The organism is Streptomyces sp. NPDC031064 (genome assembly GCF_055570965.1).
This window is the reverse complement of the sequence record NZ_JBVIGF010000002.1, coordinates 183129-201350: the sequence shown is the minus strand read 5'-3', so window position 1 is coordinate 201350 and position 18222 is coordinate 183129. Positions and strand designations below refer to the sequence as shown.

Annotated in this window: 11 protein-coding genes; 6 read left to right on the top strand and 5 right to left on the bottom strand. The window is 71.8% G+C overall.

From position 1 onward, the window contains the following. Positions 1–62: 62 nt before the first annotated feature. The 3 genes from ACZ46W_RS07650 to ACZ46W_RS07640 form a co-directional block, all read right to left on the bottom strand. Positions 63–1682 carry a peptide ABC transporter substrate-binding protein gene (locus tag ACZ46W_RS07650; protein WP_468332988.1) on the bottom strand — a complete coding sequence of 540 codons (1620 nt, stop codon included), beginning with the start codon at positions 1680–1682 and terminating at the stop codon, positions 63–65. A gap of 534 nt (positions 1683–2216) precedes the next feature. Continuing rightward, positions 2217–4124 (bottom strand): translational GTPase TypA, encoded by a 1908-nt coding sequence (gene typA / locus ACZ46W_RS07645; protein ID WP_468332985.1) that lies wholly within the window; start codon positions 4122–4124, stop codon positions 2217–2219. 319 nt (positions 4125–4443) lie between these two features. Continuing rightward, positions 4444–6792: an ABC transporter family substrate-binding protein gene (locus ACZ46W_RS07640; RefSeq protein ID WP_468332982.1), complete on the bottom strand. Its 2349-nt coding sequence runs from the start codon at positions 6790–6792 to the stop codon at positions 4444–4446. Between the two features lie 261 nt (positions 6793–7053). Between ACZ46W_RS07640 and ACZ46W_RS07635 the strand changes: the two genes are divergently transcribed. From ACZ46W_RS07635 to ACZ46W_RS07620, 4 genes are all read left to right on the top strand, one after another. Further along, positions 7054–7284 (top strand): hypothetical protein, encoded by a 231-nt coding sequence (locus ACZ46W_RS07635; protein WP_366127637.1) that lies wholly within the window; start codon positions 7054–7056, stop codon positions 7282–7284. A 657-nt stretch (positions 7285–7941) separates the two neighbouring features. Then, complete coding sequence (locus ACZ46W_RS07630) at positions 7942–8787, top strand: hypothetical protein (protein WP_468332978.1); 846 nt, start codon at positions 7942–7944, stop codon at positions 8785–8787. Further along, entirely contained in the window at positions 8787–10697 is a 1911-nt protein-coding gene (locus tag ACZ46W_RS07625) for a fumarate reductase/succinate dehydrogenase flavoprotein subunit (protein ID WP_468332975.1), read from the top strand. Before ACZ46W_RS07630 ends, ACZ46W_RS07625 begins: the two co-directional genes overlap by 1 nt. Then, complete coding sequence (locus ACZ46W_RS07620) at positions 10694–11464, top strand: succinate dehydrogenase/fumarate reductase iron-sulfur subunit (protein WP_468332972.1); 771 nt, start codon at positions 10694–10696, stop codon at positions 11462–11464. Before ACZ46W_RS07625 ends, ACZ46W_RS07620 begins: the two co-directional genes overlap by 4 nt. Positions 11465–11507: 43 nt before the next feature. On the opposite strand, the gene ACZ46W_RS07615 is transcribed toward ACZ46W_RS07620, so the two are convergent. Further along, positions 11508–12545 carry a glycoside hydrolase family 18 protein gene (locus ACZ46W_RS07615; protein WP_468332969.1) on the bottom strand — a complete coding sequence of 346 codons (1038 nt, stop codon included), beginning with the start codon at positions 12543–12545 and terminating at the stop codon, positions 11508–11510. A gap of 111 nt (positions 12546–12656) precedes the next feature. Between ACZ46W_RS07615 and ACZ46W_RS07610 the strand changes: the two genes are divergently transcribed. Further along, the gene (locus ACZ46W_RS07610; RefSeq protein ID WP_468332966.1) at positions 12657–14792 is read left to right on the top strand and encodes a TPM domain-containing protein; all 2136 of its coding nucleotides are present in this window, start codon (positions 12657–12659) and stop codon (positions 14790–14792) included. Between the two features lie 40 nt (positions 14793–14832). Then, the gene (locus tag ACZ46W_RS07605; protein WP_468332963.1) at positions 14833–15546 is read left to right on the top strand and encodes a PspA/IM30 family protein; all 714 of its coding nucleotides are present in this window, start codon (positions 14833–14835) and stop codon (positions 15544–15546) included. Between the two features lie 96 nt (positions 15547–15642). Here ACZ46W_RS07605 and ACZ46W_RS07600 read toward each other — a convergent pair whose 3' ends face one another. Then, complete coding sequence (locus tag ACZ46W_RS07600) at positions 15643–18150, bottom strand: SpoIIE family protein phosphatase (RefSeq protein ID WP_468334688.1); 2508 nt, start codon at positions 18148–18150, stop codon at positions 15643–15645. Positions 18151–18222: the final 72 nt, after the last annotated feature.

The following is an 18222-nucleotide window of genomic DNA, read 5'->3' as shown; positions in this document are numbered from 1 at the left end:
CGGGGCAGAACCCCGTCACCCCCACTGCTGTCAGGATCTCCCTACGGAGATCCTTTGAACCGTCAGGCGGGGTTCACCGTGGTCCAGTCGATCTGGGTCATGTTGTCGATCCGCACGCCCGGCTTGAGGTTCTTGCTGAGGCCGGCGTTCAGCTTGTAGAAGTACACCGGGATGTACGGCATGTCCTTCAGGATGAGGTCGTCAGCCTGCTGGTACGCCTTGATCGCGGCGTCCTCGGTGGTGGCCGTGTCGCCCTGGTCGAGGAACTTCTCGACCTGCGGGTTGACGTAGCCGGAGTAGTTCGAGCCGTGCTCGATGGCGTCCTCGGAGAAGACCGGGCGCAGGTAGTTCTCCGGGTGCGGGTAGTCCATGGACCACGCCAGGCGGAAGGCGCCGCTGTACTTCTTGTCGCCGAGGTCGTTCAGGATGGTCTGGAACTGCTCGAACGGCTTGACGGTGACGTCGACGCCGAGGTTCTTCTCGAGCTGGGCCGCGACGGCCTCGATCCAGTCCTTGTGGCCGCCGTCGGCGTTGTAGCCGAGCTCCATCTTGTTGCCCGGCAGGCCGCCCGCGGCGTCGAAGGCCTTCTTGGCCGCGGCCGGGTCGAAGGTGCAGGGCGCGCCGCAGGCGCCGCTGCGGTAGCCCGGGACCAGCGGGTTGATGAAGTCGTCCGCCGGCGTACGGGTGTTGACGAAGATCTTCTCGGTGATCGCCTTCCGGTCGATCGCCTGGGAGATCGCCTTGCGCAGCTCCGGCTTCGCGTAGGCCTTGTTGTACTTGATCGGGAAGCCGATGTAGCCGACGCCGGAGTCGGTGCCCTGGATGTAGCGGTCGCCGAGGTCCTTGGCGGCGGTGGTCATCGCGGACAGCGGAACGGTGTCCATGATGTCGACGCGGCCACCGAGCAGGTCACGGTAGGCCGTGTCCTGGTTGTTGTAGATCTTGAAGGTGACGCCGGGGATCTTGATCTCGCCCGCGTCGGGGTGCTTGTCGTACTTGACCGTCTTGATCTGCTGGTTGCGGACGAACTTGCCGTCCATCTTGAACACGCCGTTGCCGATGGGCGCGGTCTCGAAGCCCTTCGGGTCCTTGAAGAAGGCCTTCGGCAGCGGGTAGAAGGCGTTGAAGCCCAGCATGGTCTTGAAGGCGGAGAACGGCGCCGTGAGCGTGACCTCGAGGGTCTTCTCGTCGACGACCTTCAGGCCCTTCATCTTGTCGGTCGCGGGCTTCTTGCCCTCGCCCGGGTTCAGGTCGGCGTACCCGTCGATCTTGTTGTAGAGCGGGTTCGTCTCCTGCGTGTTGTCCTGGTTGGCGCCGTAGTTCCAGGCGTCCGCGAAGGACTGCGCGGTGACCGGCTCACCGTTGTGGAAGGTGTAGCCGTCCTTGAGCTTGATCGTCCAGACCTTGCTGTCCTTGGTCTCGATCGACGCCGCCATGTCGAGCTGGGTCTCGTTCTTCTCGTCGTACCGCACGAGGCCGGTGAACAGGGCGTTCATGACCTCGGAGCCCTCGGACTCGTACGTGTTCGACGGGATCAGACCGTTCTGGGGCTCGCCGAGCTCCATCACGACCTGCTTGGCACCGCCCGACTTGCTGTCGCTACCGCCACCGCCACAAGCCGTGGCTGCCAGGGCGACGACTATCGCGCCCGCGACCCACTTGGCGCTCTTGGCACCGCGCATGGGTTCCTCCTCATGAGTCCACTTGTCACTACAAGAGGGGCACTTCGAGGTTGCACGCCGACACCCCTGACGGCGATGACTCAAGTGCCCCGAGTGTGCTCGTGAGTCGGCGCTCCCCACAGCGCGTGACCCATTGACCCGAGCTCAATGGAGCCAACTATTAAGTACGTCCGGGCCGTAAACCACACTTAAAGGGTCTCGTTTTGGCAACATCACCAAGGGCCCGAAGACCGAAATCCGGACAAAGCGATCACAGACAGACACCCGCGAAACGGACCGTTAACACATGTTCCGGAGAGCGACGGTCGATATGCGGACGCTTCGGCCGGGAAAACGCTTTGACGTGCGGTCAGCCGACACCTCCGTCCGCCGACCGGTGCGGGGGCACGGGTCCCGAGCTGCTACAGGAGCGGGCGCGGCATGCCTGCCCCGGAGGGACGCAGAAAAAACTCCCCGGCCGGGGAGGGGCGATGGCCCCTCCCCGGCCGGGGAGTTGACGTCCGTGGCGGCGGCCGGCCCGGCCGCCGCGCCGGATCAGCCGTGCTTGGCGCGCGAGGCGGCGCGGGCGCGCTCACGCGCGTCCAGGTTCACCTTGCGGATGCGGACGGCCTCCGGCGTCACCTCGACGCACTCGTCGTCGCGGCAGAACTCCAGCGACTGCTCCAGCGAGAGCTTGCGCGGCGGAACGATGGACTCCGCCACATCGGCCGTGGAGGAGCGCATGTTGGTGAGCTTCTTCTCCTTGGTGATGTTGACGTCCATGTCGTCGGAGCGGGAGTTCTCACCGACGATCATGCCCTCGTACACCTCGGTGCCCGGCTCGACGAAGAGCACGCCGCGCTCCTGGAGGTTGGTCATCGCGAAGGCGGTGACCGCGCCGGAGCGGTCGGCGACCAGCGAGCCGTTGTTGCGGGTCTGGAGCGGGCCGAACCACGGCTCGTGGCCCTCGTGGATCGAGTGCGCGATGCCCGTGCCGCGGGTCTGCGTGAGGAACTCGGTACGGAAGCCGATGAGGCCACGGGAGGGCACGACGAACTCCATGCGGACCCAGCCGGAGCCGTGGTTCGACATGTTGTCCATCCGGCCCTTGCGGACGCCCATGAGCTGCGTGACGGCGCCCATGTGCTCCTCGGGCACGTCGATGGTCATGCGCTCGACCGGCTCGTGGACCTTGCCGTCGATCTCCTTGGTGACCACCTGCGGCTTGCCGATGGTCAGCTCGAAGCCCTCACGGCGCATCTGCTCGACCAGGATGGCCAGCGCCAGCTCACCGCGGCCCTGCACCTCCCAGGCGTCGGGGCGCTCGGTGTCCAGGACGCGCAGCGAGACGTTACCGATCAGCTCGCGGTCCAGGCGGTCCTTGACCTGGCGGGCGGTGACCTTGCGGTCCTTGACGGCCGCCTTGTTGTCCGCGCCCTTGCCGGTGGCGCCACGGCCGACCAGCGGCGAGGTGTTCGTACCGATGACCATGGAGATCGCGGGCTCGTCGACCGTGATCAGCGGCAGCGCGACCGGGTTCTCGGGGTCGGCCAGCGTCTCACCGATCATGATGTCGGGGATACCGGCGACGGCGCAGATGTCACCGGGGCCCGCCATCTCGGCCGGCTTGCGGGTGAGCGCCTCGGTCATCATCAGCTCGCTGATGCGTACGTTGGCGATGGTGCCGTCACGCTTGATCCACGCGACCGTCTGGCCCTTGCGCAGCTCGCCCTGCTCGACGCGGAGCAGCGCGATACGGCCGAGGAAGTTGTCGGCGTCCAGGTTGGTGACGTGGGCCTGGAGGGGGGCGTCCTCGTCGTACACCGGGGCCGGGATGTGCTCCAGGATCGTGGAGAAGAACGGCTCCAGGTTGGAGGAGTCGGCCGGGACCGTGCCGTCCTCCGGCTTGGTCAGCGAGGCGATGCCGTCACGGCCGCACGCGTAGACGATCGGGAACTCGATCTGCTCCTCGTCCGCGTCCAGGTCCAGGAAGAGGTCGTAGGTCTCGTTGACGACCTCGTCGATCCGGGAGTCCGGGCGGTCCGTCTTGTTGATGCACAGGATGACGGGCATCCGGCGCTGGAGGGCCTTGCGGAGCACGAAGCGGGTCTGCGGCAGCGGGCCCTCGGAGGCGTCCACGAGCAGCACCACACCGTCGACCATCGACAGACCGCGCTCGACCTCGCCGCCGAAGTCGGCGTGGCCGGGGGTGTCGATGATGTTGATGGTGATCGGGGCCCCGCCGTCCTTGGGGTGGTACTTCACCGCCGTGTTCTTGGCGAGGATCGTGATGCCCTTCTCACGCTCCAGGTCGTTCGAGTCCATGACGCGGTCGTCGACGGAGTCGAGCTGGTGGGCGGCGAAGGCACCAGCCTGCTTGAGCATGGCGTCGACGATGGTCGTCTTGCCGTGGTCGACGTGGGCGACGATGGCTACGTTACGGATGTCGTGGCGCGTGGGCATGAGTGGCTTGCGCTTCTCTCGGATCGTGGGTGCGGCGTCTCTTTGTTCCTCGTACGCCCGCCGGGCGGACGCGCCACGGCTGTGTCCATGGTACGGGGCCGACGCGCGCAAGGCTTCCCGGCCCATCCGGAGAAGATCGAACAGGTGCGTGTACTGCGGTGCACTGGGGGTGCGTGGGTGTGGCCCGGGTCATGGTCCGCAACGGAGCTTGCCCGCCGGCGGTACCGGCGGGCAAGCGACTTGAGCGGATTCTGAGGTTACCTGTGGGGGTTCTGCGGTCCGCCCGCTTCCGCCGCTCCCACTGCCTCCGCGGCTTCCGCTACTTCCGCGCGAAGCCGATGTTCTCGTAACGCGGGGTCGCGAAGCCGAACGCACCGGCGTTCACCACCGCGGGCTTGGCCGCCACGAGCTGCGGCCGCTGGTAGAGCGGGATGGAGCCGGCCGCGGCCCAGATCCGGGCGTCGGCCTGCTTCAGCAGGTCACGGGCCGCCTTCTCGTCCAGCTCGGCGGCCGCCTGGTCGAAGAGCTGGTCGATGTGGTCGGTGCCGACCCGGGTGTAATTCTGCTCCACCAGCAGCGAGCCGTCGGCGGCCGGCTGCGGCTTGGCGAAGATGGGCCGCCCGTCGGTGGCCGGGAAGGCCGTCCCGGGCCAGGAGTAGAGGGCGAGGTCGTAGTCGCCGGAGGCGATGTGGTCCTTGAAGAAGCTGTCGTCGGGGACCTTCACGATCTCGGTGCCGATGCCGATGCGACCCAGCATCCGGGAGATCTTGTCGCCGACGGTGCGCAGGGACTCGGAGTCCGGACCGGCCGGGAGGACGAAGCGGAGCGTGAGCGACTCGCCGTCCTTGCCGAGCGGGCCGGCGGCCGCGTCGCGCGCCGGGGCCGGGGCGGCCGGGGCGGGGACGGCGGTGCCGCGCGGGGCGTAGGCGCCGGGGGCGCCGCCGCCCTGGGCCTTGGGCTGGTCCGCGCCCTTGTCGGTCTCACCGAGGGCGGCCGCCGGGCGGTTCGCGGGACGGTCGGCCGTGGACCGGGCCCGGGCCAGGATCTCCGCCTGGCGGTGCAGGGCGATGCCCTGGGCGGCCGCGGCGGGGGCGGGGGCCAGGACGTGGGTGCCCTCCGGGCCGTCGTTGCCGCCGATGGCGGGCTTGTCGTCGCCGACGATGTACAGCCCCTCGTCGGACGGTACGTCGGCCTCGCCGCCGTTCTTCCCGCCCGTGCCGGGCGACGCCTGGGCGCCCGCCTTGGTGCCGTCCTTCGGAGCGGCGGGCGTGCGGGCCCCGCCGCGGGTCCAGCCCGCGTCGGCCAGCAGTTCCTGGGCCTCCTCGGTGTCCTGGCCGCCGAGGGCGCCGCTGCTGTCGGCGTACGCCTGCTGCCCGACGAGCGCGAGGTGGCTGCCGACCGGGTGGGCCGGCAGCCCCAGCGGCTTCAGGACCGCGTCGGCGAGCTGCTGGCGGTCCAGGGCGCGGGCCACCGCCCGGCGCACCCGGTCGTCGGAGAGCGGGCCGCTCTCCCCGTTCAGCGCGAGCTGCGTGTACGCGGGCTCCAGCGACTTGCGGACCACGTATCCGCGCAGCGCCTTCTGCTCGGCCGCGTACGCCGCTGCCACCTGCCGGTTCTTCAGGAGTGCCGCCTGGTGGAGCCGGGCCTTCGCGGGGTCGGTGCCGGGCGCGGGCGGCGCCGGCTTCTGGGCGGCCGGCGGGGGCGGCGCGGCCGGCGGGGTCGCGGCCGTACCCGGGCCGTGCGCGTCCTTGGCCGCGCCCTTCGCGGCGCGGGCGATCCGGTCCGCCGTGGCGCGGTCGACCTCGGCGAGGTCGAGGGTGCCCGTGGCGAGGGCGGTGGCGCGGCCGGAGCGGGGGACGGCACGCAGCACGATCGCGTCGAGCTTGGCGGGCTGCCCCCACCAGCGCGGGTTGCGGACGAGCGTGGTCGTGCCGCCGCGGGCGTCGACGCCCTTGAGCTGGAAGGGACCGGCCGTGACGGCGAGCTTCGAGCGGGCGCCGTCGTTGAAGGCGGCGGGCGTCCCCATGACGTCCTTGGGGTAGAGCGGCGAGAAGAGCGCGCGCCAGTCGGCGTAGGGCTTGCTGAAGGTGACCCGGACCTCCAGGTCGCCGGCGCCGCGCTCGATCTTCTCGATCCGCTCGTAGCCGGCGTTGCGGGCGGTCCAGTAGGCGGAGTTCTTGCCGCTGAGGGCCTGCCACTGGGCGACGAAGTCGGGGGCGCCGATCTCGCGGCCGTCGCTCCACACCGCCTGCTGGTTGAGCTTGTAGAGGACGACCTGCTTGGGCTCGCGCTCGACGACCTCGGCGGATTCCAGGTAGTCGGGGTTGCGCTGGGGGCGGCCGCGCTCGTCGAGGGTGAAGAGGCTGGGCAGTACGGCCTGGGTGATCCGCGCGGTGGTGGCGTCGGCGTCCGCCTGGAAGGCGTTGAGGGTGGTCGGCATCGTGTCGACGGCCCAGCGCAGCGTGCCGCCGTCGGCGACCTTGTCGCGCCCGGCGGGGGCGATGTCCTGCGGGACGGCCTTCGCGTCGCTCTCCTCGTCGGGGGAGCTGCATCCGCTCAGTACGGAGACCGCGAGTACGCCGGTGGTGAGGAGGACGGCGGACCGGAGCGTGCGGGAACGGGGGCCCCGGGAGCATGTCCTCCCCCGAGGGGCGCCGACGTGGGACATGTCTTGTACCTCTTCGTCCTGTTTTGTGGAATTTAGCTGTTTTGGTGAATTTGGAGATGATCACACCTATTGCCCATACACTGAAATGCACTGGAAGGTCCCCGCGGTGGCGACACGGCGACACCGCGCGCAAACACCACCCGTGCGGCCCAAGGCCCGGAAGGGTGGAATCCGTGCACATGGCTTCACAATGGGGGATGTGACGCGCGACACTCTCAGGCGCGTGTTTGCCACCCGCTATTGCGGAAGTGAGGGCAATTCATGTCACTCGAAGACGATCTGACAGAGGTCAAGCGCCGCCTGGAGGAGCTGGCCCGGTCGGTCATCAATCTGGAACGGAATCTCACGCAGCAGCGGGAGGAGAAACCGGTCCCCATGTCGGTCGGCCGGCCCGAGGGCCTGGTGACCATTCCGGACACGCCGTACGACAGCTCCCTGTGGACGGACTCGGACGACGAGGGCCTCGGCGCGCGGGACCGCCGCGCCCCCTGACGGGAGTGGCACCGTGGGCGGTTCCGGGCAGCACGGCACCGGACGGTGCGGCACCCGACAGTGCGGTGCCGGACGGGGCGGTGCCGGACGGGGCGGTGCCGGGCAGTGCGGCACCGGGCAGTGCGGGGAGGCCCCGCCGAAGGGCCGCCGCGCCCGGCCCAGTGCCGCGCCGGGCCGCCCCCGGTACGTGCCGGTCCACCGCCGATCCGCACCGGGCCGCCGCCGTTCCGTGCCGGGCCGCTCCCGGTACGTGCCGCCCGACCGGGGCCCGTAGCGCGCCGTACCGGGCCGCACCAGCCGCGCGGGCCGTACGGCCCGTACCGCGCCGGGACACGCCATGTGCGCCGCGCGGACGGGACCGTACCCCGCCGAACCGGGGCTTACCCGAGGCCGCCGGCCGGCCCCGCCCGCCCGCCGCCTCCCGCGCCCCGCCAGGTACGCCATGGGTGCGCCCCGCCCGCCCCGCCCGGTCGCCACCGCCCGGCCCTTCCGCGCGGCCCGGCGCCCCGCGGCGCGCCGGCCACCGCCCCGCACGCGCGCGCGTGCGCGCGAGGCACGGGCACCGCGACCCACCAGCCACCACCGCCGGCCCATGACCGGCACCCGACCTCACCGACCGGCACGCGCCACGACCGGCACGCGCCCTAGGAGACCCCGTTGGCCACAGGCACCGAACAACCACCCGACACCAACACCGCCGCCCGCACCGGGCTCGGTGGTGTGCACAGCCCGACCCGCGCCACCATCGCGGCCCCGCACCTCCGGACCGACCGCTGGTGGCTGGCGCCCGCCGCCACCGCCGCCGGACTGCTCGCGTTCGTCGTCTACTCCACCTGGCGCGCCTTCGCGAACACCGACTACTACGCCGCGCCCTACGTGTCGCCGTTCTACTCGCCGTGTCTCGCCGAGAACTGCGTGCCCATGAAGGACGGACCGAACTGGGAGATCTTCGGCAGTTGGTGGGGCCTGTCCCCCGCCCTGCTGATCCTGATCTTCCCGCTCGGCTTCCGGCTGACCTGCTACTACTACCGCAAGGCCTACTACCGGGGCTTCTGGGCGTCGCCCCCGGCCTGCGCGGTCGCCGAGCCGCACAAGAAGTACACCGGCGAGACCCGCTTCCCGCTGATCTTCCAGAACATCCACCGGTACTTCTTCTACGCCGCGCTGCCGGTCGCCGGGATCCTGACCTACGACACCGTGCTGGCCTTCCGCGACGCGTCGTACGAGTGGGGCCACATGGGCCTCGGGACACTGGTGTTCCTCATCAACATCGTGCTGATCTGGGCTTACACGATCTCGTGCCACTCCTGTCGGCACATCGTCGGCGGCCGCCTCAAGCACTTCTCCAAGCACCCGGTGCGCTACCGGCTGTGGGGCTGGGTCGGCAAGCTGAACGCCCGTCACATGCTGCTGGCCTGGACGTCGCTGATCAGCGTGGCGCTCGCCGACTTCTACGTGTACCTGCTCGCCACGGGCGCCTTCGAGGATCCGAGGTTCTTCTGATGACACAAGCGGAACGGCAGCAGTGGGACGTCGTCGTGGTCGGCGCCGGCGGGGCGGGGCTGCGGGCGGCCATCGAGGCGCGCGAGCAGGGCGCCCGTACGGCCGTCATCTGCAAGTCGCTGTTCGGCAAGGCCCACACGGTGATGGCCGAGGGCGGCATCGCCGCCTCCATGGGCAACGTCAACGCCGGTGACAACTGGCAGGTCCACTTCCGCGACACCATGCGCGGCGGGAAGTTCCTCAACCAGTGGCGGATGGCGGAGCTGCACGCGCGCGAGGCACCGGACCGGGTGTGGGAGCTGGAGACATGGGGCGCCCTCTTCGACCGTACGAAGGACGGCCGCATCTCGCAGCGCAACTTCGGCGGCCACGAGTACCCGCGCCTGGCCCACGTCGGCGACCGGACCGGCCTGGAGCTGATCCGGACGCTCCAGCAGAAGATCGTCTCCCTCCAGCAGGAGGACTTCCGGGAGTTCGGCGACTACGAGGCCCGGCTGAAGGTCTTCCAGGAGTGCACGGTCACCCGGATCCTCAAGGACGGGGAGCGGGTGTGCGGGACGTTCTGCTACGAGCGCGAGTCCGGCCGGTTCTTCGTGCTGGAGGCGCCCGCGGTGGTCCTGGCGACCGGCGGGATCGGCAAGTCCTTCAAGGTGACGTCCAACTCGTGGGAGTACACGGGTGACGGCCACGCGCTGGCCCTGCTGGCGGGCGCGCCGCTGGTGAACATGGAGTTCGTGCAGTTCCATCCGACCGGGATGGTCTGGCCGCCGTCGGTGAAGGGCATCCTGGTCACGGAGTCGGTGCGCGGCGACGGAGGGGTGCTGCGCAACTCCGAGGGCAAGCGGTTCATGTTCGACTACATCCCCGACGTCTTCAAGGAGAAGTACGCGGAGTCGGAGGAGGAGGGCGACCGCTGGTACGAGGACCCGGACAACAACCGGCGCCCGCCCGAGCTGCTGCCGCGTGACGAGGTCGCCCGCGCGATCAACTCGGAGGTGAAGGCGGGGCGCGGCTCGCCGCACGGCGGGGTCTTCCTGGACGTGTCCACGCGGATGCCGGCCGAGACGATCCGGCGCCGGCTGCCGTCGATGTACCACCAGTTCAAGGAGCTGGCGGACGTCGACATCACGGCCGAGGCGATGGAGGTCGGCCCGACCTGCCACTACGTGATGGGCGGGGTCGCCGTCGAGTCGGACACGGCCGCGGCGGTCGGCGTACCGGGGCTGTTCGCGGCCGGTGAGGTCGCGGGCGGTATGCACGGGTCCAACCGGCTGGGCGGGAACTCCCTGTCCGACCTGCTGGTCTTCGGCCGCCGGGCCGGGCTGTACGCGGCTCAGTACGCGAGCGGCCTGGACGCCCGCCCGGTGCTGGTCGACGCCCAGGTGCACGCGGCGGCGGCGGAGGCACTGCGGCCGTTCAGCGGCGACAGCCCCACCGGGGAGGGCGAGCGGCCGGAGAACCCGTACACCCTGCACCAGGAGCTCCAGCAGACGATGAACGACCTGGTCGGCATCATCCGCCGCGAGGAGGAGATGGGGCAGGCCCTGCGGAGGCTGGCCGAACTGCGGCTGCGGGCCCAGGGCGCGGGTGTCGAGGGGCACCGGCAGTTCAACCCCGGCTGGCACCTGGCGCTCGACCTGCGGAACATGCTGCTGGTCAGCGAGTGCGTGGCGCGCGCGGCCCTGGAGCGCACCGAGAGCCGCGGCGGGCACACCCGGGAGGACTGCCCGGCCATGGAGCGCGAGTGGCGCCGGGTGAACCTGCTGTGCCGCCTCGCCGACCCGGATTCCGAGGAGGGGCAGATCACCCTCGAACGCACGACGACCGAACCCATCCGTTCCGACCTGCTCGCCCTGTTCGACAAGGAGGAGCTGGTCAAGTACCTCGCCGAAGAGGAGCTCTACGAGTGACCAGCTACGACGCGAGCTTCCGGGTGTGGCGGGGGGACCTGGACGGCGGGAGCCTGAAGGACTTCACCGTCGAGGTGAACGAGGGCGAGGTCGTCCTCGACATCATCCACCGGCTCCAGGCCACCCAGGCGCCGGACCTGGCGGTCCGCTGGAACTGCAAGGCGGGCAAGTGCGGTTCGTGCAGCGCCGAGATCAACGGCCGGCCGCGGCTGATGTGCATGACGCGGATGTCGGTGTTCTCCCGCGACGAGACCATCACCGTGACGCCGCTGCGGGCCTTCCCGGTCGTGCGCGACCTGGTGACGGACGTGTCCTTCAACTACGAGAAGGCCCGGGAGGTGCCCTCCTTCGTCCCGCCGCCGGGCGTGGCACCGGGTGAGTACCGGATGCAGCAGATCGACGTGGAGCGCCCGCAGGAGTTCCGCAAGTGCATCGAGTGCTTCCTGTGCCAGGACACCTGCCATGTGGTCCGGGACCACGAGGAGAACAAGACCGCGTTCGCCGGGCCGCGCTTCCTGATGCGGGTCGCCGAACTGGACATGCACCCCCTGGACGCGGCGGCCGAGTCGGGGCTCGACCGCAAGCGCACGGCGCAGGAGGAGCACGGGCTCGGCTACTGCAACATCACCAAGTGCTGCACGGAGGTCTGCCCCGAACAGATCAAGATCACCGACAATGCGCTGATCCCGCTGAAGGAGCGGGCCGTGGACCGCAAGTACGACCCTCTGGTCTGGCTCGGCAACAAGATCACCCGACGTAAGTCCTAGGCGTCGGCGGCCCTGGGGGGCGGGCGGCGGCGGGCGGGCCGGCCTAGTGCCAGCCTGCCTTGTACGCCGCCCAGTCCTCCTCCTTCGCCGCGAAGTCGACGTACAGGGCGACCCCGAACCGCTCCCGGTCGCGGTCCGTGCGCCCCAGGCCCAGCCTGGTGCCGCGGACCGCCGCCGCGACGGTCTCCGCCGAGTCGTGGTGGCCCAGGTCGTCCTCGTGGAAGAACGGCAGGCCCATCAGGAGGTCGGTGTCCTCGGGCGTGACCTCCAGCGCGAGCGAGGTCTGCTGGGCGACGTAGCCGCCGTACATGCCCTCCAGCGGCATCCAGGTGTCGTACGACATCACGGCTATCTGGTCGACCCGGCGGGCCACCTGGCCGAAGAACTCCTGCGACCACCACTTCTCGCTGCCGCTCAGCGCGCCGTTGACGGCGTGGGCCGCCGGCAGCGGGTCTATCTGGTGCGCGGCGACGGACAGCGGCACCTTGCGGGCCCGCGTCAGCTCGCCCAGGTCGTCCAGGAGCGAGAGGTAGTGACGGTCGCCGGACAGCAGCGGCTCCAGGTCGAAGTGGACGCCGTCGAAGCCCGCGTCGAGGACCTGGCGCGTCGAGCGCACGACGGCGGCCCGCGACTCGGCCCGCTCCAGCCGCAGCCCGTCCGGCCCCTCGGTGGCCAGGATGTCACCGAGCCAGGCCTGCACCCGTATGCCGGGCATCGTGCGGTGCACCGAGTCGATCAGCCACCGCGCCCTGGGGTACCGCGCGGCGGGCAGCGTCCCGTCGTGCTCCAGCGGCCCGGCGTGGACGTACAGGTCCCGGATGCCGGTCCCCTTTATCCGGGCGGCGAAGGCGGCCAGGTCGGCGTCCTTCTTCCGCCCGTCCACCCAGGCGTGCCCGAGCCAGATGGCGTCCTTGCCCCGGGTCTTCGTCCCCTCCTGCACCTCGCCCGCGTAATTCATCCGCAGCGCCGCCCAGGCGGCGAGCGGGGGCAGCACGATCAGCAGCACCAGCGCCATCGCGACGCGCCTGGGCCACTTCAGTCCCGGGCTCGCGAGCTTGGCTCGCAGCGCTCGCACGTTCATCCCACGCCCCCCGTCAGCCATACCGAACGATCTCCACACTAGTGGTCGCCACTGACAGTGACGATCGACGCCGGGTCGCGCACGCCCAAACACCGACATAGCCTCACGAATGTGACGCGGAGAGCCACCCGGGGCTTCCTCGCTGCCCTGCTCGGTGCACTGGTGGCGGCGTGGTGGCTGGTCCTGCCCGCCGTCCCGTATGCCCGTGCCGACGATCCGGTCGACCTGTCCCGGCAGGGGCAGGTCACCGACAAGGTCGCCGCCCTGGAGGGCAGGGAACGCGAGGTCAGCCGGGCGCTCGACGAGCTCTACGACGAACGGCGCGTGCAGCTCTTCGTCGTGTACGTGCGCGACTTCTCGGGGCGTCCGGCACAGGACTGGGCCGACGCCACCGCGGCCAGGAACGGGCTGGGCGCCGACGACGTGCTGCTGGCGGTCGCGACGCACGACCGGCAGTACGCCTACTCCGCCGATCCCGCCTCCGGTCTCACGCGCGCCGGGCTCGACGAGGTCGCGCGGACCGCCATCGAGCCGGCCCTGCGGCAGAACGACTGGGCGGGCGCCGCGATCGGTGCCGCCCGTGGCTACGAGGCGGTGCTCACCGGGCGGCCGGTGCCCGCTCCCGACGTCACGCCCGGCCCGGCGGACCCGGGCGGCGACGGGAGCCCGGGCGCCGACCTGGTCCTCCCGGTGGTGCTGCTCGTCGGGGCCGGCGCGGTCGCGGCGTACACGTACACCAAGCGGCGCCGGCGGACCGCGACACGCACCACACCGCACGGCGGCCGGGGTCCCTGGGGCCCGGGCGGCCCTTCCCCGGCCGAGCCCTCCGTGGACGAGCTCGACGCCCGCGCCAGGCAGGTGCTCGTCGGGACGGACGACGCCGTGCGGACGAGCGAGGAGGAACTGGGGTTCGCGGCCGCGCAGTTCGGGGACGAGGCGGCGAAGCCCTTCACCGAGGCGGTCGCGTACGCGAAGGGCGAGCTGACCACGGCCTTCCGGCTCCGTCAGCGGCTCGACGACGCCCACCCGGAGGACGAGGCGGCCCGCCGCCGGATGCTGGAGGAGGTCATCGCGCGCTGCGGCGAGGCCGACCGGCGGCTGGACGCGGAGGCGGAGGCGTTCGACGGGCTGCGTGCCCTGGAGCGGACGGCGCCGGAGGCCCTCGCCGCGGCGGAGACCGCGTTCCGTGAGGTGAGCGGCGGGGCGGACCTGGCGGAGGCGACGCTCGTCGCGATGCGGGAGCGGTACGCGGACTCGGCGGCCGCGCCGGTGGCGGGCGGGGTGGAGGAGGCCAGGGACCGGCTCCTGTTCGCCTCGGCCGGCCTGGAGCGGGCGCGGGAGGCGGTGGAGGGCGACGACAACGCCACGGCGGCGGTGCACGTGCGGGCCGCCGAGGGCGCCCTCGACCAGGCGGCACGGCTCGTCGCCGCGGTGGACCGGCGCGCGCGGGAACTGGCGGAGGCCGCGGGCAGGCTGCCGACCGCCCTGTCCGACACGGAGGCGGATCTCGCCGACGCCGGCGGGCTGTTGGAGGGCGCGGCGGCCGGAGCCGCGACGGCCGACCTGCGGGGCCGGGCCGCGCGGGCGGAGTCGGTCGTCGCGGACGTCCGGGGCGCGGTGGAGAGCGGGCGGTACGACCCGATCGACGCGCTGCGGCGGGTCGAGGAGGCGGACGCCGCGCTGGACGAGGCCCTGGCGGGCGCGCGGGAGCACGAACAGGGCACGCGGCGGGCACGCGCGCTCCTCGGCCAGGCGATGCTCACGGCCGGCTCCACCGTCGAGGCGGCGGCGGACTACATCGCGACGCACCGGGGGGCGGTGGGCGCGCAGGCCCGCACCCGGCTGGCGGAGGCGCACCGCCGGCTGGAGCGGGCGCGGGAGCTGGCGGGGGCGGACGGCACGCCGGGTGCCGTGGGTGACGCGCGGGGCGCGCTGGCCGAGGCCCGGCAGGCGGACGCGCTGGCCCGGCAGGCGCAGAGCCTCGCCGAGCAGGACGTGGGCGGGTACGGGGGCGGGAACCTGTTCGGCCCGGGTGCGGGCGGGGGCGGCGGGCTGGGCGGCGCGGTGCTCGGGGGCATCCTGCTCGGCGGCCTGTTCGGCGGTGGCGGCAGGGGCGGCGGATACGGCGGGGGTTTCGGTGGGGGGTACGGCGGCGGTTTCGGCGGGGGGTACGGGGGTGGCGGCGGGCCCGGCCGCTTCGGCGGCGGGGGCACCCGCGGCCGGCTGGGCGGTGGCGGCCGGTTCTGACCACTTGCTCTGTCGCAACGGACGCACAAGGAGACGTGCCATGACCAAGCAGACCATCCTCGGCCGGGTCGCCCAGCTCGCGAAGGCCAATGTCAACGCCCTGCTGGACCAGGCCGAGGACCCGCAGTTGATGCTGGACCAGCTCATCCGCGACTACACCTCGAACATCACCGAGGCCGAGCAGGCGGTGGCCGGCACCATCGGCAATCTGCGCCTGCTGGAGCAGGACCACCAGGAGGACGTGGACGCGGCCCGGGAGTGGGGCGAGAAGGCGAGGGCGGCCAGCAGGAAGGCGGACGAGCTGCGCGCCTCCGACCGGCCGGCCCTGGCGGACAAGTTCGACAACCTGGCGAAGGTCGCGCTGGGCCGGCAGCTCCAGTCGGAGAAGGAGGCCAGGACCGCCGAGCCGACCATCGCCGCCCAGCGGGAGGTGGTGGACAAGCTCAAGTCGGGCCTGGAGGAGATGAAGGCGAAGCTGGACCAGTTGCGGGCCAAGCGCGACGAGCTGGTCGCCCGCGCCGCCTCGGCCAGGGCGCGCAACCGCATGCTGGACGCGGTCAGGAGCATCGACCTGATGGACCCGACGAGCGAGCTGAGCCGCTTCGAGGACAAGGTACGGCGGGAGGAGGCGAAGGCCCTCGGCAAGCAGGAGCTGGCCGCGTCCTCGCTGGACGCCCAGTTCGAGCAACTGGAGGGCCTCGGCGACCGCGCGGAGATCGAGGCCCGGCTGGCGGCCCTCAAGGCGGCCGCCTGACGGGCCGCCGGATACCCCGCCGCCCGACGGGCCGCCGGATACCCCGCCGCCTGACGGGCCGCCGGATACCCGGCCGCCCGACGGGCCGCCCCGGCGTCAGAACATGCTCAGCAGTTGGTCGACGGTCGGTTCGGTCATCGCCTCGCCGTCCGGGAGGGGCAGCTCGAACCAGACCGTCTTGCCCCGTGGCGTGCGGCGGGAGCCCCAGCCCGCGCTGAGCAGGCCGACGAGCTGGAGGCCGCGCCCGCCCTCGTCGGTGTCGCGGGCCCGGCGCCGCCGGGGCTGGACCAGGCCCGCGTCCCACACCTCGCAGACGAGGGTGCGGTCGCGCAGCAGCCGGAGCCGTATCTCGCCCTCGCCGTACCGCAGCGCGTTGGTGACGAGTTCGCTCACGAGGAGTTCGACCGTGTCGACCAGCGGTTCGAGGTCCCAGGCGGTGAGCTGGGCGCGGGCCAGCTCCCGCGCCCGGCCGACCGAGCGGGGTTCGCGGGGCAGCCGCCAGTCGCCGACGGCCTCGGCGGGCAGGCCCTGGATACGGGCCATCAGCAGGGCGATGTCGTCCTCGCCATGCCGGGTGTCGAGGGTGTTCAGGACGTGGTCGCAGACGTCCTCCAGCGGCCGTCCCGGGTCGGTCAGCGCGCTGCGGAAGGCCTGCATGCCCTCGTCCAGGGGGTGGTCCCGGGATTCGACGAGCCCGTCGGTGTAGAGGGCGAGCAGCGCGCCCTCGGGGAGTTCGACCTCCACCTCCTCGAAGGGTTCGCCGCCGACGCCGAGGGGCATCCCGGGCGGTACGTCCAGCAGGAGGGCCGCCTCGCCCGGTTCGACGAGCACGGGCGGCAGGTGGCCGGCGTTGGCGAACGTGCAGCGCCGGGTGACGGAGTCGTACACGGCGTAGACGCAGGTCGCGAGGTAGACCTCGGACAGCTCGGGGCCGTGTGCCTTGGTGGTGACCCGCGAGGCCTGCCCGCCGCCCGTGGGGGTGCCGAGGCCCCGGGCGATCTCGTCGAGGTGGGAGAGGACCTCCGCCGGTTCGAGGTCGAGCTGGGCCAGGGTGCGTACGGCGGTGCGCAGTTCCCCCATGGCGACGGCGGCCCGCAGTCCGCGCCCCATGACGTCGCCGACGACGAGGGCGGTGCGGTGGCCGGGCAGTTGGATGACGTCGAACCAGTCGCCGCCCACCTCGGTGGCGGTGTTGCCGGGCAGGTAGCGGCAGGCGATGTCCAGGCCGGCCGCCTCGGGGTCGCCGGGCGGCAGGAGGCTGCGCTGGAGGATCAGGGCCCGCTCGTGCTCGCGGCGGTAGAGGCGGGCGTTGTCGATGCAGACGGCCGCGCGGGCGGCCAGCTCGACGGCGAGCGCCCGGTCCCGTTCGCCGAAGGGCTCGCTGCCCTTGGTGCGGGAGAACTGCGCGAGTCCGACGACGGTGTCGTGCGCGACCATCGGCACGACGAGGGTGGACTGCACGAGGCTGCCGTCGGCGCCTGGCATTTCGTGCAGCCGGCCGGTGCGCAGGGCGCCGGCGCAAGGCGAGTTGAACGGGTAGCGGTGGACGGCGCCGACGTCTATGGGCGCGCTCTCGCAGCAGCCGGGCGCGGAGCCGGGGTTCACGAGCGGGGTGTCGGAGACGGCGCTGGCGAAGGCGACCCGGCGCAGTTCGGCGCTGGCGCCGTCGGCCCGTCCCGGTGGTGCCTCGTCGCCGGTGAGCAGCCCTTGGTGGAGGTCGACCGAGGCGAGGTCGCAGAAGCCGGGTACGGCGACGTCGAGGAGTTCGCGGGCGGTGGTCTCCAGGTCGAGGGAGTTGCCGATGCGGGCGCCGGCCTCGTTGAGGAGGGCCAGGTTGCGGCGGGCGCTGGCGGCCTCGCGGGCGGCGATCTGGCGGCGGGTGACGTCGGTGCCGAGCCCGGCGACGCCGACGGGGCGGCCGGAGCCGCTGTGCACCCGGTAGAGGTTGATGGACCAGTGGCGGCGCTCGGTGCTGCCCGGCACCGCACCGGTGATCTGGAGGTCGGTGACGGATTCGCCGGTCTCCAGCACGCGCCGCAGCGCGGCGGTCATCCGCTCGGCCTCGGCGCGGGAGAGGTAGTCGTGGACGGTGCGGCCGCGGTGGTCGTCGGCGGAGCCGCCGAAGACGGTCGCGAAGCGCTGGTTGGCGCGCTTGACCGTCAGGTCCGTACCGAACAACAGGAAGCCGAAGGGCGATTGGCCGAAAATGGCCTGTGAGGCGGCAAGGTCGGTCTCGATCCGCCGCAGGGCGCGGACGTCGACGACGATGCACAGCGCCGCCTTCTCGCCGTGTTCGGTCTCGCTGGGCATCACGTAGACCTCGGCGATGCCGCGCGCCCGGCGCTCCCCCGGCATCCGGAAGGGGACCAGGCCCGTCCACTCCTTGCCGTCGAGGATCTCCGACACCTTGCGGTGGCCGCGCGGCCGCAGCTCCGCCGGCATGAACGCCTCGACCGGGTCCTTCCCCCGGACCTCCTCGGCGGTGATGCCGAACAGATCGGTGGCGCGCAGGCTCCACTGGTCGACCAGCCCGTCGGGGCCGATCGAGAAGGAGGCGACTCTGATGTAGTCATAGATCGAGCCAGGCGGACTGCTCTGCCACATGACGCTGTTCGCCGTCTCAGGTATCTCGCTCACGCGACCGTCCCCTCCAGCTCACCGCACCGGACCGGCCAT